The organism is Bradyrhizobium sp. CB82 (assembly GCF_029714405.1).
In the GTDB taxonomy this organism is placed as follows: Bacteria; Pseudomonadota; Alphaproteobacteria; order Rhizobiales; family Xanthobacteraceae; genus Bradyrhizobium.
The window spans coordinates 503,147-522,849 of sequence record NZ_CP121651.1; the positions used below are offsets into that span (position 1 = coordinate 503,147).

The 19,703-nt window shown below is 59.7% G+C and carries 11 protein-coding genes and 3 pseudogenes; 8 read left to right on the plus strand and 6 right to left on the minus strand.

Features of this window, described 5'->3' with window-relative positions:
- Positions 1-973 precede the first annotated feature (973 nt).
- The 3 genes and pseudogenes from QA640_RS46345 to QA640_RS46355 all read right to left on the minus strand — a co-directional run bounded on the left by QA640_RS46345 (position 974) and on the right by QA640_RS46355 (position 5,710).
- The gene (locus QA640_RS46345) at positions 974-2,530 is read right to left on the minus strand and encodes an ISL3 family transposase (protein ID WP_283043197.1); all 1,557 of its coding nucleotides are present in this window, start codon (positions 2,528-2,530) and stop codon (positions 974-976) included.
- A 185-nt stretch (positions 2,531-2,715) separates the two neighbouring features.
- Positions 2,716-4,155 (minus strand): annotated as a pseudogene (locus QA640_RS46350) (IS1182 family transposase).
- 196 nt (positions 4,156-4,351) lie between these two features.
- Positions 4,352-5,710 carry an amidohydrolase family protein gene (locus QA640_RS46355; protein ID WP_283043198.1) on the minus strand — a complete coding sequence of 453 codons (1,359 nt, stop codon included), beginning with the start codon at positions 5,708-5,710 and terminating at the stop codon, positions 4,352-4,354.
- 351 nt (positions 5,711-6,061) lie between these two features.
- Between QA640_RS46355 and QA640_RS46360 the strand changes: the two genes are divergently transcribed.
- Together QA640_RS46360 and QA640_RS46365 are read left to right on the plus strand one after the other, a co-directional pair.
- Positions 6,062-6,553, plus strand: coding sequence for a cupin domain-containing protein (locus tag QA640_RS46360; protein ID WP_283043199.1), 492 nt, complete (start codon positions 6,062-6,064; stop codon positions 6,551-6,553).
- Positions 6,554-6,945: 392 nt separating this feature from the next.
- On the plus strand, positions 6,946-8,739 hold the full coding sequence (locus tag QA640_RS46365; protein ID WP_283043200.1) for an adenylate/guanylate cyclase domain-containing protein: 1,794 nt from the start codon (positions 6,946-6,948) through the stop codon (positions 8,737-8,739).
- Positions 8,740-8,933: 194 nt separating this feature from the next.
- Here QA640_RS46365 and QA640_RS46370 read toward each other — a convergent pair.
- Positions 8,934-10,372 (minus strand): annotated as a pseudogene (locus QA640_RS46370) (IS1182 family transposase).
- Between the two features lie 302 nt (positions 10,373-10,674).
- On the opposite strand from QA640_RS46370, the gene QA640_RS46375 reads away from it, so the two are divergent.
- Both QA640_RS46375 and QA640_RS46380 read left to right on the plus strand, forming a co-directional pair.
- Positions 10,675-11,601 (plus strand): tyrosine-type recombinase/integrase, encoded by a 927-nt coding sequence (locus tag QA640_RS46375; RefSeq protein ID WP_283043201.1) that lies wholly within the window; start codon positions 10,675-10,677, stop codon positions 11,599-11,601.
- Positions 11,602-11,612: 11 nt separating this feature from the next.
- A pseudogene (locus tag QA640_RS46380) lies at positions 11,613-12,767 on the plus strand (IS91 family transposase); the annotation flags it as partial.
- Positions 12,768-13,530: 763 nt separating this feature from the next.
- Here QA640_RS46380 and QA640_RS46385 read toward each other — a convergent pair.
- On the minus strand, positions 13,531-14,241 hold the full coding sequence (locus QA640_RS46385) for a Crp/Fnr family transcriptional regulator (RefSeq protein WP_283043202.1): 711 nt from the start codon (positions 14,239-14,241) through the stop codon (positions 13,531-13,533).
- Between the two features lie 219 nt (positions 14,242-14,460).
- Between QA640_RS46385 and QA640_RS46390 the strand changes: the two genes are divergently transcribed.
- Positions 14,461-15,339, plus strand: a complete 879-nt coding sequence (locus QA640_RS46390; protein WP_283043203.1) for a hypothetical protein — start codon at positions 14,461-14,463, stop codon at positions 15,337-15,339.
- Positions 15,340-15,562: 223 nt separating this feature from the next.
- On the opposite strand, the gene QA640_RS46395 is transcribed toward QA640_RS46390, so the two are convergent.
- Complete coding sequence (locus tag QA640_RS46395; RefSeq protein WP_283041373.1) at positions 15,563-16,588, minus strand: IS110 family transposase; 1,026 nt, start codon at positions 16,586-16,588, stop codon at positions 15,563-15,565.
- 214 nt (positions 16,589-16,802) lie between these two features.
- On the opposite strand from QA640_RS46395, the gene QA640_RS46400 reads away from it, so the two are divergent.
- From QA640_RS46400 to QA640_RS46410, 3 genes are all read left to right on the plus strand, one after another.
- Positions 16,803-17,822, plus strand: coding sequence for an IS110 family transposase (locus QA640_RS46400; RefSeq protein ID WP_283043204.1), 1,020 nt, complete (start codon positions 16,803-16,805; stop codon positions 17,820-17,822).
- A 469-nt stretch (positions 17,823-18,291) separates the two neighbouring features.
- Positions 18,292-19,002, plus strand: coding sequence for a hypothetical protein (locus QA640_RS46405; protein ID WP_283043205.1), 711 nt, complete (start codon positions 18,292-18,294; stop codon positions 19,000-19,002).
- A 129-nt stretch (positions 19,003-19,131) separates the two neighbouring features.
- Positions 19,132-19,530 (plus strand): hypothetical protein, encoded by a 399-nt coding sequence (locus tag QA640_RS46410; RefSeq protein ID WP_283043206.1) that lies wholly within the window; start codon positions 19,132-19,134, stop codon positions 19,528-19,530.
- Positions 19,531-19,703 lie beyond the last annotated feature (173 nt).

Consider the following 19,703-nt stretch of genomic DNA (forward strand, 5'->3'; position numbering starts at 1 on the left):
GCCGAGGGGCCGAGGGGGCCCCCGCACTCAAGGCCGAAACACCGCCCCTATGCATTCTGCGGTGTGTCGTGACCTACGAGTAAGCGACGTCCTACTCAGAGGCCGATGGCGCGGCACCGCGGCTTGGACCGAAGCGCTCGCGGGCTAGACGCCTTTCAAAAGCCGCCCCCTCCCGTGTCGGGCGGTGCCGCGCTTACGGCAGTTGCTGGAAGCAGGCGTTGTCGTACTGGGAGTTGGCTTTTGAATTGGCCCCTGAGTTTCCTGCACCGGATCCAGCGTACACTTTGCTTGGCGTAGGGTTGCCTAGAGTAGGGAACGGGGAGTTGGCGTTGAGGCTGTCGACCTGCCCCGGAGGACTAGCTTGCGCGCCACCGCACGATGCAACACCGGCGCCACCTGTACCATTCTGGCCTTTGGTCCCTAATACCCTATGGGCGTCCGTGGCGAAGACCGCCCCCGCCGAGGATACCAGCAGGCAGGCGCCAATAATAAGCGAAGTTGTCGGGTGTTTCATCTGGACACTCCCCTTCAAGGTTAGGTTGCGCATTGAAAAAATCGCGTAGAGAGTTTCCGACAGATAGTTCCAGCATATTCATTGATCGTCCGCTGGTGGGACGCAGTTGCCGATAGCAAACACCACACGGGCGCAAATCATCCGGAACGATCCAAATTTTCTTGGATCACGTCCTCTCCGGCGATTTCAAATGACAACGGTGACAGATTCTGACAGCGAAGTTAGCGTTACCATATGGCACCTCGCCAGAGCGCAGTGGAGATGCCAGGCCCTGCAGCGAATGATGAGAATAGCACATCTCGCTGCGGCAGGCCGTGCTGCGCTGCGGGCTTTCAAACCGCCCCGTGTCTGTTCAGGGTCTTGGCCGCGTGAAAACGTTTCAATGCGGGGGGCGCCGCTTTGAACAGCCCCATGGGGTTCCGGATTGGGTCTGACGCAATTTCGATGATTGGTTCAGGTTCATGGTGCGCCGATAAGTCGGGCCTGAAGGAGATCGAGCTTGGCGCGCCCGTACATTTGACGTTTGACGAGCTTAAGCTTGGTGATCTGGGCTTCCACCTGGCCATTGGACCACGGCTGCGTGATTGCCGCGTGCACCGCAGCCTTGTCGTTGGCGATGCCGGTCGCGAACGAGGCGATGAGGCTCCGCTTAGATTCATCGATCCAAGGTTCGAGCTCAATCTCGGCCTTCTTTCGGATCATCGCGTGGAAGCGGTCAACGAGAGCTCGGGCATCCGCCAGCATAGGAACGCCTTGTTCAATGGCGGCGACCGTGACGGTCTCGGCCTTGGTCAAGTGGTCCCGCTTCGTTGTCATCAGCCTTGCTATCGACCTGGCGGCGGGGATCTTCTGCAGTTGTTGATCGCTGGCTTTTTCAGCGCGCCGCCGCCGTGTGGCCCATTCGGTGACTACCCGTAGGGAGCCTTGAAAGCCTTGCCCCTTTAACCGACGCCAGAGTTCGGCGCCGTTATGACAACCGTCTGTCCATTGCGTCTCCAGGAACGGCAGATGGCTGTCGAGGGTGCTCAGACGGGTCCGGAAGACGTCCGTTCCCCCGCCACGACTGATCTGGCGGACAAAGTTGCGGCTGTGCCCCGTCCGACGGACGATCTCTTTGAGCGGCACTTTGTTGCTGACAAGCGCGGCAATGGCACCATGGGTGTCCTGACGCCTCAGATAGCCCTGATATCGCAACCTTTCCGCAGAGGTCAGGAGGGCTGGATTGATAGTCGTAGCGCCGATTGCAGTACGAATCCCACGCATGGACCGACGTACGGCGTCGAGGAACGCCGCGCTCGCGTTTTCCATCAGATGCCAACGATCAGCCACCTGGATGGCGTCAGGGATCGCCCTGGTCGCAGCCTCACCGTATCCGCCGCCGCGATCACGCGAGACAATCCTGATCCCCGGATGCTGCGAAAGCCAAGCCTGCACGCTGGCGGTTTCCCGGTTGGGCAACAGCGCCACTATCCGCCTTCGCTCCAGATCACATACAATCGTCCCGTAACGGTGATTCCTGCGGAAGGCCCAGTCATCGATACCCACAACGATCAGCGGATCGGATGGCATCACGGTTCGTCGTCGCACGACCCGCAGCAGGGTGTCGTTACTGACGGGCAGCATGAGTCGCTGGGCAAAGCCTGCTGCCGGTCTTCCGCCGAGTGCCAAGCCCAGATGATGGACAATGCGCTCCAGCCGCGCCGTACGACGCGCCCGCATCGGGACAACATCGTCTCCGAACCGCTCGGCAAAGATCTGCCGTCGGCAATGCGGCACCTCGCAAACAAACCGCCGTGTGATCATTCGGATGCGTACCTCCCTGCCGACGCAGGGCAGATCGGCAACCTGTCGAAGGTAGCGACTGTGAATTCGACGCGACAGCATCCCGCACAACGGACAATCCGCCGCCGCCATCTCCGAACGGACTGTCAAAATTATCGAGTCCGTTGAATCACTTACGCTGTCAAACGCCAACCCACGAGGCACAAGTGACGAAATTCGAAAGCCAGTTCGCATGGCGTTGATTCCCCATTGGAGAACCCGAGGTCGCCAGCGAAAATCATCGGAAGTGAGTCAGACCCCCGGATTGACGCCGAAATGGCATAATTTCCGGCGAGGCGCCGGAAGCCAGCCCGATGGCTTGCCCGAGCCGCTGTGATCGATGATGAGGTTGGCGGCACGCGCGCGACAGCGCTCCTGCCTCATGCCTGAATCGCCGCGATCAGCGCACCAGCACCCATGATGTTCATCACGCGCGTGAGATTGTAGGCGAGCACGTGCAGCGCCATCTCAGTAGCGACCTTCGGCAAGCGCTTCGTCAGGAAGTGCGTCGCGCCCATGCGCATCTTCAGTGTGCCGAACGGATGCTCGACCGTCTCGCGACGGCGACGCATCGCCTGAGGATCAGCATCGAGCCGCCTCTGGGCATCCTCCATGACGTGCTCATGCTCCCAACGAGAGATGACGCGGTTTTTGGCCGTGGTGCAGCGCGCCTTCAGTAGGCAACTCCCACAAGCTTTCGTGACGTATCGCCGAATGGTGCGTTCGCCATCCACTGTTGTGAGCCAATATGCCAGCAACTCGCCAGCCGGGCAGCGATACACATCCTGCTTGGCCAGATATGCGAAGTCGTGCTTTCCAAACTTGCCCTTCGCCTCCATTCCGGTCGTGTTTGGCTTCGGTAGAGTCACAAGGATATCAGCGTCGGCGCAAGCCTTGATCTCCTCGCCTGTGTAATAGCCGCGATCGGCCACCGCCTCGAGCTTGTCGACGCCGAGCACGGCCTGGCCTGTTTGCCCATGTTTGCCAGTTGAGCGCGATCCGAGCCGCTATTCGTTACTTCGTGCGCGATGATGAGGTGATGCTCGGTATCTACGGCAACCTGCACATTGTAGCCAACGACCCCCGAGCCACGGCCACTCGTTGCCATGGACCGACTGTCGGGATTGGTCAGCGAGATCTGTTGATCTGGTGATGCCAGCATCGCCTCTTCGTAGGCTTCGAGCTTGTGCATCTCGCTCTTGAGCTTGGTGAGCTTTTCCTTCAGATGCGCCGTCTTCGCGGCGAGAGTCTCAGATGGCTCCTGCAGATCTGCCGTGTCGAGCTGTGCGAGATAGCGCGACACGCTCTCCTCCAGTTGCTGGCGACGGCGCTCGACCTTGCCCTTTGTGAAGTTCTTTGTCACGCGTGTTGACCGCCTTGAACTTCGATCCGTCGATGGCGACGCTCGCCTGCGTCAGCAATCCCATCCGCCGGCAAAGCTCAACGAACTTCGCGCACACCTTCCTGATACCGAGGCCGTTGTCGCGACGAAAGTCGGCGATCGTCTTGTCGTCGGGCGAAAGCCGTTGTAACAGCCAGATCACCTCGAGATTGCGTCGTGCCTCCCGCTCCAGCCGGCGGCTCGACTGGATGCGGTTGAGATAGCTGTAGATGTACAGCTTGAGCAGCACCGCTGGATGATAGCCGGGTCGCCCGGTCGCCGACGGTTCGATGTCCTCAAAACCCATCTCGTCAAGATCAAGTGCTTCGACAAACGCATCGACAACGCGAACAGGATTGCTCTCACCGACCCAATCATCGAGGCATTCCGGCAACAACGTCGATTGATTGCGATCCGCGCCTTCAACGAACCGTCGCATCGACCGTCTCCGAAAAACCCAGAGACGATCTCTATCTGACTCGTTGTTTTCACAGCCAGGGTCACGAGCGTCGTCCTTTGCCATAGGCGGCTACCGTCAACTTCCCGCTATGCCTCGTTAGCGACCGAGATCGCGCGGCGGTGCAATATCTCGCGATGGGCCAACAAGAGACATGAACCGGCCGCAGTGGCTACGGTCACAGGGTATTCTTGTATACCCGTCCATCCTTCATAATTACCTTGAAGTTCTTGGCCGGGTCGGCGATCAGGTTGATATTCTCCAGTGGATTGCCGTCGACCAGCAGCAGATCGGCAAGCGCGCCCTGTTCCACGACGCCGAGCTTGCCAGGATACGGACTACGTTTGCCGGACAATGCCAACAATTCGGCGTTGGTTCCGGTCGCCATGCTGAGCGCTTCGGCTGGACTGTACCAGCGGACAAGCGAGGCGAGAATTGCCCCCTGTTGTTGCGCTAGCGCCTGAGAGAAGAGAACGTCTGTGCCCCATGCCGTCTTTATATTGTACTTCTTCGCCAGCTCGTAGGTCCGGGCGATGCCAGGCCAGACTTCGTCGGCCTTGGTCCGTTGGACTGAGCCTACCGGAAAGCCTTGTCTCAACCCCTCTGGGAGAGGCTGCGTACTCAACCACACGCCTTTCTCGGCAATCAGCTTGGCGGTGGCCTCGTCCATCAGGAATCCATGCTCGATACATTTCACTCCGGCGGCGATGGCCCGTTGGATCGCCACTGATGTGAACGCGTGCACCGTGACGTATGTACCCCAATTCCCTGCTGCTTCGACGGCTGCACGTAGTTCGGGCTCCGTAAACGTTGATACATCAATCGGACTGAAGGGCGAGGACACACCGCCGCCGGCGGTCAGCTTTATCTGAGAAGCTCCCTGCATGAGTTGCTCGCGGACACGTACGCGAACCTCGTCAGGGCTGTCGGCGACCATACTACCGCCAATTTGCTCCATGCGGCTGAGCATACCGCCGATCGTTCGCGGCAGTTCAGACAATTGTCGGAAATCACCGTGCCCGCTTGTGACCGTTATAAAGGCTCCTGAGGGATAGATGCGCGGTCCCGCAATCAGCCCTTCGTCAATGGCTTGCTTCAATCCGAATACAGGCCCGCCAACGTCGCGCACTGTGGTAAAGCCGCGCAATAGCGTATCAGTGGCCTCGACGCCCGCTGCTATGTTGTTGTAGCCCACATCACCAGTAATTGACTGAGCAGGATTGGGCCGGATCAGCATTGCATGCCAGTGTGCGTCGATCAGGCCGGGCATCAGCGTTCGGCCGTTCCCTGCGATTGCGGTCAGGCCTGGCTCTGCGGCGATTGGCTCCGTCGAGATGCGCTCGATGATATTGCCTTTGATCAGCACATTGGACGGTGCGGAGAGAGAAGCACTTTTGCCATCGAAGATGCGCACATTCTGGAACAACGTCGCACTGGCATTTGCTGGCGGCTTGCTTTGTGCGCGAGTAGCGGACGGAAGTCCAACAACCATGAGCGGAAGCGCGGCGACGAAAATCCTTCGGGACATCGAGTTCATCTTGTTCTCCTCTACAGGCATGTGTCGCGCTAGCCTCTACAACCTCTCGTCGAGGATACCGGCTACGCTGGACGACTTCAATGACGCAGAGCAGTGCGGCTGATGTCCGAGATCGGTCACGAGCGTCGTCCTTTGCCATAGGCGGCTACCCGTCAACCTCCGCTATGCCTCGTTAGCGATCGAGATCGCGCGGCGGTGCAATATCTCGCGATGGGCCAATTTGAGACCTGAGCCGTTGCAGCAATCTTGTTTGTCGAAAGCTTTTCAAGCGGAGACTCGCGCTGGAATGTAGCGTCTTGTGGTAAAGAAGCTGAAATAGCACCATTTGGCGGACTGGCCAGGAGAATGCACATGTCGAGGGGTTCTAAGGTATTCAGGCCGACGGATTTGCCGGAGAGCAATTCATCCGGGTATCCGGCACCATTCCGTGAAGGCGAGGGCAAACGATGGATCAGGCGTCTCGGCGATCACGGTGGGCTCAAAAACTACGACGTCAACTTCGTACGTGTCGAGCCAGGTGGCCAATCTTCGGCCCGGCACTCCCACACGAAACAGGATGAATTCGTTTATATCGTCGAGGGGGAATTCGTCCTCGTCACCGATGCGGGACGCGAGACGGTCGGGCCTGGCACCTGCATCGCATTCCCGGCGGACACTGGCGATGGTCACCACTTCCTGAATGCGACCGACAACGATGCCGCCTTTCTGGTCGTGGGAGATCGCACACCAGGCGACGAAGTCACCTATCCGGACATCGACTTGGAGTTGAAGGTAGGCCCCGATGGAGTAAAGACGTTTCGTCATAAGGACGGTTCGCCGTATCCGAAACTTGAGCGCACTTAACCAACCACTCCGCGGGCGCCGATGGGGCACTTTCGCTAATCGGCTACCGCGAGAATTGAGCGCGGTTCCCGATTAAACAATCGAGCAAAGTGGAGCTAGCTGACCCGAGCCCTCCACGTGCAGCCTTCCGAGTATCGATCATTTGCACGGTTGTCGCCTCTGATATGCGGCTTAGCACGCATCGCAGCAAAATCGGCCACTCAATGTCGGAGTCGGGTCATCAGCGTCGCCCTCGCCAACAGACGGCTGCCCTCCAATTTCCGCTATGCCCCGTTAGCGACCGAGATCACGCGGCGGGGCTATATGACGCGAAGGGCACACAAGCCGACATTAGCCGTGTGGTTCGGACACGCGATCGGTCGTATAATATCTCGTCGGTTGGATTGCGAACTATGGTGCAGGAGCGGCCAGTCCGGGTCGAGCGGAGGTTGTCAGCGATAGTGGCCGCCGACGTGGCTGGCTATTCGCGGATGATGCACCACGATGAAGAGACCACACACGCTAAACTGACAATACTTCTCGCCGATGTTGTAACGCCTGCGATCTCCGAACACGGCGGCCGCATCGTCAAGAATACCGGCGACGGGTTCTTGGCAGAGTTTCCAAGTGCGGTCGGAGCGGTTCGAGCGGCTCTGCAGTTTCAGACCCGCGTCAAAGAATTCACAACCACCGACGCCGGAGACGCCCGTATTGCATTCCGTGTCGGCATCAATGTCGGCGACGTGATTGTCGAGCCACATGACATCTTTGGGGATGACGTGAACATTGCGGCGCGGCTTGAGAGCATTGCAGAACCGGGTGGTATCTGCATTTCGTCGTCTGCCCACGATCATATCCATGGAAAGATCAGCATTCAGTTCGTCGATCTGGGCGAGCAGGTCCTCAAAAATATTGATCGTCCAATCCGCGCCTATGTCGTGGTCCGGGACGAGCACAGCCCGACGACACTCGGTGGGCGCGCGAAGGAAAGCCCAACTTCACCGCCTCGTCTTTCCCTCGTTGTGCTGCCTTTCGCCAACCTCGGCGGCGATCCCAAACAAGACTACTTCCCCGATGGTGTGACCGAAAGCCTCACCACGGACCTGTCGCGCATCTCAGGCTCGTTTGTGATCGGTCGACACACCGCGTTCACATACAAGGGCAAGGCGGTTGACCTGAAGAAGATCGGACGTGAATTGAACATCCGCTACGTGCTCGAAGGTTCTGTGCAGCGTAGTGATGACCGGCTTCGGGTAAACGTCCAACTCGTAGACACAGAAACTGGCGCGCATCTGTGGGCCGACCGTTTTGACAAACCCATCGCCGATCTGTTCGACATGCAGGACGAGATCGTAGCGCGGTTGGCCAACGCGCTAAATGCTGAGCTTATTGCAGCCGAAGCACGGCGAGCAGAGCGCTCTGTAAATCCCGACGCGATGGATCTGTATTTCCAAGGCATTGCTTTCGCAAACAGGGGGACTACCCCAGAATACATGACGCGGGTGCGCGGCTTCTTTGAGCGGGCTTTGACGCTCGATCCCTTTTGTGTTGAGGCGCTGGTCGGTGCAGCAACCGTCGATGAGACAATTGCCAGCGCCCTCTTAACGGATGATGACCCGGGACCGCGCCTCGCGGCGGCTGAGGCAACTTTGAACAAGGCTCTGTCGCTGGCCCCGCAGCATGCTTCGGCGCACTTGGTGTTGGGCATCATCGAAATTCTGACTAATCGCGCGGCTCAAGGCATCGCTGAATGTGAGCGGGCGTTGGCGCTGGATCGTAATTTGGCTCATGCTCACGCTTGGATCGGTCTTGCCAAGATGTTTGTCGGCCGTGCAGCGGAAACCGAAACCCACGTCCGTGAAGCGCTCCGGCTATCGCCTCGCGATACCCGTTCCTATATTTGGCTCTTGATCGCTGGCTTAGCTAAGCTGCACCTTAGCGCCGAGGGGGAAGCAGTGGCTTGGCTACGCCGTAGCATTGAGGCCAATCGAAATCATCCGCTCGGACAACTCTGGCTCGCCGCCGCGTTGGCGCGGCTTGGCAGGCTGGACGAGGCGAAGGCCGCCGCCCGGGCGGCTCTCGCGCTTAATCCGAGTTTTACCATTCGCCGCGTACGCGCCAACGTACCAAGCGACAATCCGACTTACCTCGCCGGACGCGAGCGCATCTATGCAGATTTGCGCTTGGCGGGGGTGCCGGAGGAGTGAGGTCAGCTTGGGGTCTTGGCCGCGTGAAAACGTTTCAATGCGGGGGGCGCCGCTTTGAACAGCCCCATGGGGTTCCGGATTGACGCCGAAATGGCATAATTTCCGGCGAGGCGCCGGAAGCCAGCCCGATGGCTTGCCCGAGCCGCTGTGATCGATGATGAGGTTGGCGGCACGCGCGCGACAGCGCTCCTGCCTCATGCCTGAATCGCCGCGATCAGCGCACCAGCACCCATGATGTTCATCACGCGCGTGAGATTGTAGGCGAGCACGTGCAGCGCCATCTCAGTGGCGACCTTCGGCAAGCGCTTCGTCAGGAAGTGCGCCGCGCCCATGCGCATCTTCAGTGTGCCGAACGGATGCTCGACCGTCTCGCGACGGCGACGCATCGCCTGAGGATCAGCGTCGAGCCGCCTCTGGGCATCCTCCATGACGTGCTCATGCTCCCAACGAGAGATGACGCGGTTTTTGGCCGTGGTGCAGCGCGCCTTCAGTAGGCAACTCCCACAAGCTTTCGTGACGTATCGCCGAATGGTGCGTTCGCCATCCACTGTTGTGAGCCAATATGCCAGCAACTCGCCAGCCGGGCAGCGATACACATCCTGCTTGGCCAGATATGCGAAGTCGTGCTTTCCAAACTTGCCCTTCGCCTCCATTCCGGTCGTGTTTGGCTTCGGTAGAGTCACAAGGATATCGGCGTCGGCGCAAGCCTTGATCTCCTCGCCTGTGTAATAGCCGCGATCGGCCACCGCCTCGAGCTTGTCGACGCCGAGCACGGCCTGGCCTGTTTGCCCATGTTTGCCAGTTGAGCGCGATCCGAGCCGCTATTCGTTACTTCGTGCGCGATGATGAGGTGATGCTCGGTATCTACGGCAACCTGCACATTGTAGCCAACGACCCCCGAGCCACGGCCACTCGTTGCCATGGACCGACTGTCGGGATCGGTCAGCGAGATCTGTTGATCTGGTGATGCCAGCATCGCCTCTTCGTAGGCTTCGAGCTTGTGCATCTCGCTCTTGAGCTTGGTGAGCTTTTCCTTCAGATGCGCCGTCTTCGCGGCGAGAGTCTCAGATGGCTCCTGCAGATCTGCCGTGTCGAGCTGTGCGAGATAGCGCGACACGCTCTCCTCCAGTTGCTGGCGACGGCGCTCGACCTTGCCCTTTGTGAAGTTCTTGTCACGCGTGTTGACCGCCTTGAACTTCGATCCGTCGATGGCGACGCTCGCCTTCGTCAGCAATCCCATCCGCCGGCAAAGCTCAACGAACTTCGCGCACACCTTCCTGATACCGAGGCCGTTGTCGCGACGAAAGTCGGCGATCGTCTTGTCGTCGGGCGAAAGCCGTTGTAACAGCCAGATCACCTCGAGATTGCGTCTTGCCTCGCGTTCCAGCCGGCGGCTCGACTGGATGCGGTTGAGATAGCCGTAGATGTACAGCTTGAGCAGCACCGCTGGATGATAGCCGGGTCGCCCGGTCGCCGACGGTTCGATGTCCTCAAAACCTATCTCGTCGAGATCAAGTGCTTCGACAAACGCATCGACAACGCGAACAGGATTGCTCTCACCGACCCAATCATCGAGGCATTCCGGCAACAACGTCGATTGATCGCGATCCGCGCCTTCAATGAACCGTCGCATCGACCGTCTCCGAAAAACCCAGAGACGATCTCTATCTGACTCGTTGTTTTCACAGCCAGGGTCACGCCCGGAAGAACTCGGGTGGAGCATATCGAGTCCGCTTCACCCCCCAAGGAGCGGACGTCTAGCGGACATGCCGGGTCGGCCGCTTAGGGCCAAAGCACAAAGTCGCTGCGCTCCAGCCCGCTGCGCGGGAGCAAGAGCCGAGAGGCCGGTAGCCGGTTGAGAGGATAGTAGTAGCACTGGAGAGCCCCGTCCTGAGAATCGAGGTGTCGCAAGCCTCACTCAGAATGGAGCTCCCCATGAGCAAGACTAACACCGTCAGTCCGCTGCGTCAGCGTATGATCGAAGACATGGCTGCGCGCAAGCTCAACCCGCACACTCAGCGTGGCCACATTTACAGTTGCAAGCGGTTCGCCGCCTGGCTCAAACGCTCGCCCGATACGGCAACGCCCGACGAGGTGCGCCGATTTCAGCTGTACCTGATCGAGAGCGGAACGAGCATCTGCAACCGCAATCGGATCATGACCGGGGTACGGTTCTTATTCCGCGTCACGCTGCGTCGCCACGATCTGGCAGCCGAGGTCTGGCACATCAAGGAACCCGAGAGGCTGCCGCCGGTGCTGAGCCCTGAGGAGGTCAAGCGTGTCCTGACCATGGCAACGAGCCTGAAGGCACGAGCGATGCTGACGCTGGCCTATGGTTGCGGATTGCGCGCCGGCGAGGTGGTGCGGCTGCGGGCGGGTGACATCGACAGCGAGCAAATGATCATCCGCATCGTGCAGTCGAAGGGCCGCAAGGACCGGCACGTGATGCTGCCGCCGGAGGTCGTGAAGCTGTTGCGGCAATGGTGGAAGCTGCGGCCGACCGCGTCCAACAATGGCATCGCACCCGAACACCGCTGGCTGTTTCCAGGCCGCAGTCAGCATAAGCCAATGACCACGCGTCAGTTCAGCCGGCTGTTCAAGGAGGCCGCCAACGCCGCGGGGTTACGCAAGACGATCTCGTTGCATTCGCTTCGCCACAGCTTCGCGACCCATCTGCTCGAGCGCGGCAGGGACATTCGCGTGATTCAAGCGTTGCTCGGACATTCCAAGCTCGAGACGACAGCCCGCTACAGTCGCGTGGCGATCGGACTGATTGCCAAAATCGAGAGCCCCCTGGAGGGTCTGAGCACGCCGCGCCGCAGGCGTGCGAAGCGAGACAGTGAGAAGCCGCCGGCGCCATAGCGCCGCCGGCCATGGTTCGACCAGCTCTGGAGGTCGCGGACATCCTCCGCGATCACGGCCCTGCCTGGCGTGAAGCCAATCAGGGGCATGTGAGCCTTGAGCAATTGAAGGTGATGAGTGCGATCGAGCGCTGTCGCACGGCGGCGCTCGGCGGGCATGTCGCGCGCTGCGAGAACACGGCGTGCGGGCATACCAAGATCGCGTACAACTCCTGCGGCAACCGGCATTGCCCAAAGTGTCAGGGCGCGGCGGCGCGCCGATGGCTCGCCGACCGCGAAGCGGAGCTGTTGCCAGTTCCGTATTTCCACGTCGTCTACACGCTGCCGAGCGAGCTGCGTGCCATCGCCTACCAGAACAAGCGCGTGGTCTATAACCTGCTGATGAAGGCGGCGGCCGAGACGACGCTTGCCCTCGCACGCGATCCCAAGCGCCTCGGCGCGCGGATCGGTGTCACCGCCGTGCTGCACAGCTGGGGCTCGGCGCTCACCCATCATCCGCACGTGCATATGATCGTGCCAGGTGGAGGGCTCTCGCTCGACGGCGCGCGATGGGTCCCTGCGCGCTCCAACTTCCTCGTCCATGTCAACATCCTGGCGCGCCTGTTCCAGGGCAAAATGCTGGCGATGCTCATACATGCGCACACCGCCGGCGAGTTGAAGTTCTTCAACACCCATGGCGGGCTCGCCGACAAACGAACGTTCAAGCGCTTCATCGCCCCGCTGCGGCGCATCAAGTGGGTGGTCTATTGCAAGGCGCCGTTCGCAGGGCCTAAGCAGGTGCTGCGCTATCTCTCCCGTTACACCCATCGTGTCGCCATCTCCAACCGCCGCCTCGTTGCAGCCGACGACGAGGCGATTGCGTTCCGCTGGAAAGACTATCGCGTCAACGGCCCCGACCGCTGGAAGACCATGCGGCTTCACCCGCATGAGTTCATCAGACGCTTCCTGCGGCACGTGCTGCCCAAGGGCTTCCACCGCATTCGCCACTACGGGCTCTTTGCCTCGACCAACCGCGCCCAGAGCATCGCGACTGCCCGCGCACTCCTCAATGTCGCTCCGCCCGCAGCCGATTCCCAACAGCAACCCGACGCTGCCCAGGGCACGCTGCGTGCGCTGCCCTGGCCATGCCCATGCTGTGGCGCGCGTATGATCGTCATCGAGACCTTCGCGTGCGGCTGCGAGCCGAAGTGGCGGCCGACACCGAACAGACACGTCATGAGCCAGACGACCTGCAAGCGATGCTGCTTTCCGCTTCCGATACGCTGGCCCCGCGCCGGCCGCGATCTCGCTCAATCCAATGACATCTATCAGTGCGCAGATCACACGTTGATACGCTCCGAACACCCGCCGAAATGCCTACAGCACTCGCCCGACCTCGCGCATGTGCAGATATGCCGCTGGCGTCATCCTGGCATCCCGTCCATCATCGACATCGGCGCCGGCATTAAATCTCCATAGCGCCCGCTGCCCGGCCGGTGCCTCACTTCCCGCGACTTCGTGCCTTGGCGCTTTTCGGCCGCCGGCGACCTCATCGTGTGGAGGCTCCCATGATCCCGGCGTCCGAAAACCAGCACAGGAGCCGACGTCAGCCCCTAACCCCGATGCACCTATTCTTGCAGTAAGGAGGCTTAGGGGTCGCATTTATTACAGGGCTGAATCTGGACTTGGACCCATCTCGCCGCGATAGCGCGCCTCCGCGAGCGCGCATAAGATCAGGTCGCCACAATACTGATCTGGAATAGCTGCGCCCCATTCCCGTCGAGGACCAGCAGCCGAAAGCCGGTGGAGGGCTCCAATTCGTCCTTCACAAGTTCTCCGCAGAGAGTCGTGGCTTCTCGCCAAGCGGCAATCTCGGTCGGCAATTCGAGGGGGACGGGTTCGAAGCCTGATCTCCCTTCTATGACGAACTTGTAGGCGGCCACAACAATGCCTATCGCTTCAGATGAAGATAGTCAGGCACAAACTCAGCAATGCGTTCCAGTTCCTCGCGGTTGAGCACAGCAACCTCTCCCCCTTCCCAAACAATTAAGCTACGACGTCTTAGTTCCTGAAGCGTGCGATTGACGTGAACAATCGAGATACCGCAAGCGTCGGCCAGGTGCTTCTGCGTGAAGGGAAGCTGGAACTTATTATCCTGCGCTAAGCTGACAGCCTCCAAGCGAGCAAGAAGCTCGCAGATGAGGTGCGCGATTTTCGCAATTGCGTCGTGGCCACCTAAGTTGGCGACCCATTGGCGATAAATCGCAGCATCGATCAGGGTTTCGCGCCAGAAGGCGTGCGTGAGCCTCGGAGAGCCGTCCAGCATCTGGCTTAGGAACCGGTGAGGCAGCAGAGCGACGGTGGATCGCCCGATGCTTATCAGGTCGTGGTCCATCTCCGGCAGGTGCAAGGTGTTGAGATCAGGCATGTCTCCAGGCACGTGAAAGGACAAAATTTGGTCCCGAGTTTCTACGATCTTGTGACGGCACAGAAAGCCGCTGACCAAGATGGCGCAGTGCGACGCAACATCGCCTTCTCGCGAAAAGTACTCCCCGTCGGCCAATGATCTGATCGTTCTCGGCATGTCAGCCAGCGAGCGTCGCTCTTCATCTGATAGGCCGCCGGTCGCCTGCAGACGTGCAATCAGTTTTTGATGAGGCATTGTGGGCCCCTACGAGGACTCAAGGATACGCGAAGAGCGTATCCTTTGGCATCATGCTGGGCAATTCCCGAAGTTCCGGCGGCGTATCGACAAGTGTCCGCTGGGTCATTCTCGACCGAGTCGAGCCAGCAGCAAGTCCGGCCATATGCGCTATGCCCCGAAAGCGGAAGTGATTCAGAGCATTGGCGGCTCCGCGTACGGGCCGTTGTGGGTACCGCCGTGGACGTGAATTCAAGGAGCGCCATGGGACAAGCTAAGTATATCCACGTCGCGCCGATCTCAAAGAAAAACGCGGACGCGCTGATCATCCGGCTGCATTACAGCCACAAGACGGTCAACAACGCTTTCCTAGCGCTGGGCGTCTTCCTCGGCGGCCGGCTTGAAGGCGCGATGACGTTCGGCCCGTCCATGGATAAGTCGAACATCCTCGGGCTCGTGCGCGATACCGCATGGAACGGTTTTCTCGAGTTGAACCGGCTGGCGTTCTCGGAGGCGCTGCCGCGCAACAGCGAAAGCCGCGCGCTCTCGATCGCGCTGCGGATGATCAAAAAGCATTATCCACACGTCGAATGGGTGATCTCGTTCGCCGATGGATGCCAGTGCGGTGACGGGACGATCTATCGCGCGGCCGGCTTTGTGCTCACCGGGATCAAGCTGAACAAAAGCTTGCTGCGACTGCCGGATGGCTTGGTCACGCACAAGATGACGCAAGTAACCGGAAAGAACCGGGCGGCGCATTTCGCCAAAACCGGCGGATCATGGTCGGGCCAGGGCGAACCGCTCGACGGCTACCAAATGCGGTATATCTATTTTCTCAATTCCGAGGCGCGTGCGCGGCTCGTCTGCAAAGAAATCCCCTATGCGGAGATCGAGCGGCGCGGCGCCGGGATGTATCGCGGAATTGCGCGTGGCAAGCAGGCGATGGCCGAGGCCCCCTCGGCACAGCGGCGCGGCAGCGGCGACCGCCACGCTCCGAATGGAGGGCAAAAAAGCCTCGGGCTTGTTCGCCCCAGCGTCAGGTCAGCTTTCGGGGGCGACGCAGACATGAACCGGCAAGCAAAACCGTTTGAATCGGTCGAAAATGATGTGGTTGTCTAATCGCTGCCGGGGCGTCAAGCATATAATCGCTGAGGACACTGCCGGGTGCATGGTTGTCTTCGCGGTCGGCATCAGCCGCCGCATGATGGAGCTTCGCGGGACGAGCCTTCAATGTGGACGACGCACTTTGCTGAGTCAGCAATGCAACAGCATCAGCGGAATGGCTCGGCTCACGTCCCGGCAGGGACGCCTTAGGCGTTCGGGTTCCGAACGCGATCGGGACTTATGCGGCGGCTCCGGCATTCGGGTTAAACAGCTCGCCGGTCTTAAGCATCGTATGCATTATTACCGCCAGTTTGCGGGCCACAGCCACGGCAGCTCTTTTGAAGCCGATCCTCTCCCGGAGCTGCAGACCCCACGTGCGCAGCGTGCTGTGAGTTGAGCTGCGCGTCAGAATGACCGCCGCCGCTTCGTAGAGAAGCCCTCGCAAATTGTGGTCGCCACGTCGGGATATATGGCCGTCATAATCAACTTCTCCGGATTGGTAGCGGCGCGTTGTTAGCCCGATCCACGCACCGACAGATCGGGACTTCCTGAAGTTGTCAGGCTCCTCAATAGCGGTGGTAAAGGAGGTTGCGGTGATGGCACCGATGCCAGGAATCGACATGAGGATGCGGCAAGCCTGACTCTGGCGCGCGTCCCGCACCAATTGGCGTCCGAGTTCGGCGGCGCGGAGGCGAATGCCACGCCAGGCTTCCAGCATCGGCAGCACGATGGATGCAAGTCCGTCCTGATCGGCTAGAAGGCTCCGCACATTCTTCTCGAAGGTGCTTCCCTTTCCGGCGGGAACGAGCAGACCGAAGGTTTTCATGACACCGCGGATCTGGTTGGAAAGCTCGGTAGTGATTCGGACCAGGCGCGTCCGCGCTGCGACAAGCGTGCGGGTCAGCATGCTGTCGAATCCCTTCACACGCACCTCACGAAAGAAGCCGACTTCCGCGAGTTGCGCCAGACCATCGGCGTCGTTCGCGTCCGTCTTATTCGTTGCCATATCGAGCGCCGCTTTAGCATGGCGCGCATCGATGCAGATCGCCGGCAACCCTTCGGTGCGCAGAGAATGATAGAACCATACCGACAGCGGTCCGGTCTCGAATACCACGCGTTTCACGGATGGCGCCCGTTTGCGGATGAGCTCGGCGACGATGCTGGGATCAGATGCGCACTTGCCGCGCCAGATCCGTTCACCTGCTCGGCGGATCGAGACTGCCGTCTCTTTCATCGACACGTCGAGACCAATATACTCTTCCATGGCTGTTCTCCATTCGATGCTTGGGCCCGGCGTCCAGTCGTGAGCCCGTATTTCCATCCTATCGGGGAACAGCCACCAGCTTCCATTGTCGGTTGGGACTGACTCAGGGGCGACTCGCTCCCGCGATTACCCCATGTGGACGACGCCCGCTCCCGGCATCGAATGTGCCAAAGGGTGATGGTTGAACCACGAATCACCGGAGGGGGTCGTCCACATGCAGGTTAGCACCATCGGCGTTGATCTCGCCAAGAACGTGTTCCAAGTGCACGGCGTGGATAGTGCGGGTAAGGTCGTCATCACTCGCCAGTTGCGGCGCAAGCAGGTCATCGACTTCTTTAGCAAGATTTCCCCTTGCCTGGTCGGCATGGAAGCCTGCGGAACCGCGCATCATTGGGCGCGCGAAGTCTCCAAGCTCGGTCACACCGTCCGTCTGATGCCGCCGAGCTACGTGAAGGGCTATGTCAAACGGTCGAAAAACGATGCGGCCGACGCAGCCGCCATCTGTAAGGCCGTGACACGCCCATCAATGCGGTTCGTGCCGATCAAGTCGGCCGATCAGCAAGCCTTGCTGATGTTGCATCGAACGCGGGATCTTTTAATCCGTCAGCGCACGCAGCTGATCAATGCGCTCCGAGCCCACCTTGCCGAGTTCGGCCTCGTTGCGGAGACGGGACGCGAAGGTCTCGCGCAGCTTGCCGAGATCATCACGGACGAGAGTAATCGCGAAGCTCTTCCGTCTGCGATGAAGGCCATTGTCGATCAGCTCGCTGCGCTGGAATTGCAGATCGGGGCTCTGGATCGCGCCATTCACGCCCATCATCGTGCCAACGATATGAGCTGCCGCATCGAGACCGTGCCTGGGATAGGCGTGATCGCGGCCACGGCCATCGCTTCTACTGTCACAGACCCGAGTGACTTCAAATCCGGTCGGGATTTTGCCGCATGGATCGGACTTGTGCCGCGGCAGCACTCGACCGGGGGCAAGGAGCGGCTCGGAGGCATCTCCAAGCAGGGAGATCGCTACCTTCGACGGTTGCTCGTGATCGGTGCAACATCCGTTGTTCAACACGCTCGGCGACATCCGCAAAAGCATCCCTGGATCATAAGGCTGCTGGCCAGGAAGCCGGCCAAGCTCGTCGCCGTTGCCGTTGCCAACAAGATGGCGCGCATCGCCTGGGCAATCATGGCCAAGGGAGGATACTATCGCGCGCCGGAGCTTGCTGCAGCCACCTGAAGGGGCTTGGCAATGGGAGCGTGAGGCGACGGCGGAGCAAGACAATCGAATTGCGAGGGTGATGATGGTGTGATGCGAAACGGTCGAGCCGTCGATCGGGACAACCCGCTTCTGGGTCATGGGCATTAAAGCCCGTGAAAATGATTGGGACCTGATCCGCGGACTACATCAGGGCCAGCGGTCATGGTGCCGCGCAAACAGGCCGGACACATGACTTGCACCCGACCGCCAGCCGAACGTCAGATTCTTCTTGCAACGCGGGCGTCGTCCACACATGGACCCAGAGCCGACACAGCAGCCACGAGACGACATCAGGAGAGAAGCAAGCGGTGTCAAACTCATTGGTTTTCTCTCGGTAGTTTGACCAAGCAAGCGGGCCCCACCAGAGTGTGGCTCCAAAATCCATTGGCAATAGGTAGTGGTTCAGTGCAGACTGGCCTTCTTCGCCCGCAAAAAATGGGTGAGACCGATGCTCGATATCCGATATTCAATCTTCCTCGCCGCGGGCCTCGTGATTCTTGCCACCGCCGCGGCCGCACAATCGTCCACACCACCTATGAGGACGCTCGACGACGTTCGGGATCGACGTTATTGCGAGTTGTTCGTTGTAAAGCGCCAAGGCGCGGGTCTCGTCGCCGACGTTTACAATACCTTGGGGCTCAACGAGTGCCCACAGGCAGCTTGGGAGGCGCTCGATACCGCCAAGGTTGCTTCGGAGTTCGGAGCCGTTCGGGTGATCCGCAACGGTCCCAGACATTTCATCATGGACCGTCTCGCGTCGGGCGATGTTACTAGGAACGCTTCCGATATCCAGGGTCTTGCTATGCGGCCCGTCGCGACTATGAGCTTGCGGTTACTCGAGCTTATTGAGAAGCGAGCTTTCTATGTCGAGCGGACCATCGGACGGACGACGAATTGGATTTTTCTCGCCGGCAAACCGGTTTACGAGCTGGTTAGTCCGAAGGGGCAAATTTACGTCATGCAGTCGTATTCGCAAATCGTCGACCCAAGACTTGCCTACGCCGATCTCGTCGCACTCGGAAGTCGTCTCAAGCCGCCCAAGGGGTGGCAATACCGCAGTCGCACACTGACTGCCGATCTGACCGCGCAGTCGGGGGGCGAAGCGCATATCATCCAGGATGAGCTACAGAACACTTATCAGCGACTGCCCAGCCACTAGATCCTGCGCGTGTCCGGAAGGTCTCGCCGTCTAGTGGCGGCCCGATCGGCGTCAGCCAACCTGAGGGATCACTCCATCTCTAATCGATTGGACTTCGCTAGTGCGACTGCTAACACTCAGGAGACTTTCATGAGAACCTTTAATCCCCTCATGCTGTTAGTGCTTCTCGTTACCCAATCGGGCGCAACACAGGCCGCAGATTTGAGCGGAGCTTGGGCGAGCGATTCCACGGTCTGCGATAAAGTGTTCACCAGAGAAAATGGTAAGCTTGCCTTCAAGCCAGATGCTGATCTCTACGCGGGTGGCGTGATCATCCAGGGAAAGCAAATAACCGGCAGATTTCAAAAGTGCGCCGTCAAATCGTCGCACGATGATGGCTCGATTCTGCATGTGACAGCGTCGTGCAGGGACGGGGTCGCGGTTTCGGACGTAACATTCGACTTGAAAATCTCTGGAGAGAACCAGATTATACTTAGCTCCAAAGCGCCAGTGCCAATGGAAATGCCATACGTTCGCTGCTCACTTTGAGCACCGTAGCCAAACGCTAGTGTATTTGGACACTCGCTAACCATCAGATGGCAACTCGCCATGCGCGGAACTTAGAAGCTGTTTCCGCGATTAGTGCTGATCTGGAGCGCGCTCGGATGATTTACCGGTAGGCAGCAAGGATTTGCCTCGCGCGAAGGCGTTCTATCGGCCGC

Coding starts and splice junctions, on each gene's coding strand:
- QA640_RS46360 (WP_283043199.1), top strand. CDS start 6,062: ATGTCGAGGGGTTCTAAGGTATTCAGGCCGACGGATTTGCCGGAGAGC.
- QA640_RS46365 (WP_283043200.1), top strand. CDS start 6,946: ATGGTGCAGGAGCGGCCAGTCCGGGTCGAGCGGAGGTTGTCAGCGATA.
- QA640_RS46345 (WP_283043197.1), bottom strand. CDS start 2,530: ATGCGAACTGGCTTTCGAATTTCGTCACTTGTGCCTCGTGGGTTGGCG.
- QA640_RS46355 (WP_283043198.1), bottom strand. CDS start 5,710: ATGAACTCGATGTCCCGAAGGATTTTCGTCGCCGCGCTTCCGCTCATG.
- QA640_RS46400 (WP_283043204.1), top strand. CDS start 16,803: ATGCAGGTTAGCACCATCGGCGTTGATCTCGCCAAGAACGTGTTCCAA.
- QA640_RS46375 (WP_283043201.1), top strand. CDS start 10,675: ATGAGCAAGACTAACACCGTCAGTCCGCTGCGTCAGCGTATGATCGAA.
- QA640_RS46385 (WP_283043202.1), bottom strand. CDS start 14,241: ATGCCTCATCAAAAACTGATTGCACGTCTGCAGGCGACCGGCGGCCTA.
- QA640_RS46410 (WP_283043206.1), top strand. CDS start 19,132: ATGAGAACCTTTAATCCCCTCATGCTGTTAGTGCTTCTCGTTACCCAA.
- QA640_RS46405 (WP_283043205.1), top strand. CDS start 18,292: ATGCTCGATATCCGATATTCAATCTTCCTCGCCGCGGGCCTCGTGATT.
- QA640_RS46395 (WP_283041373.1), bottom strand. CDS start 16,588: ATGGAAGAGTATATTGGTCTCGACGTGTCGATGAAAGAGACGGCAGTC.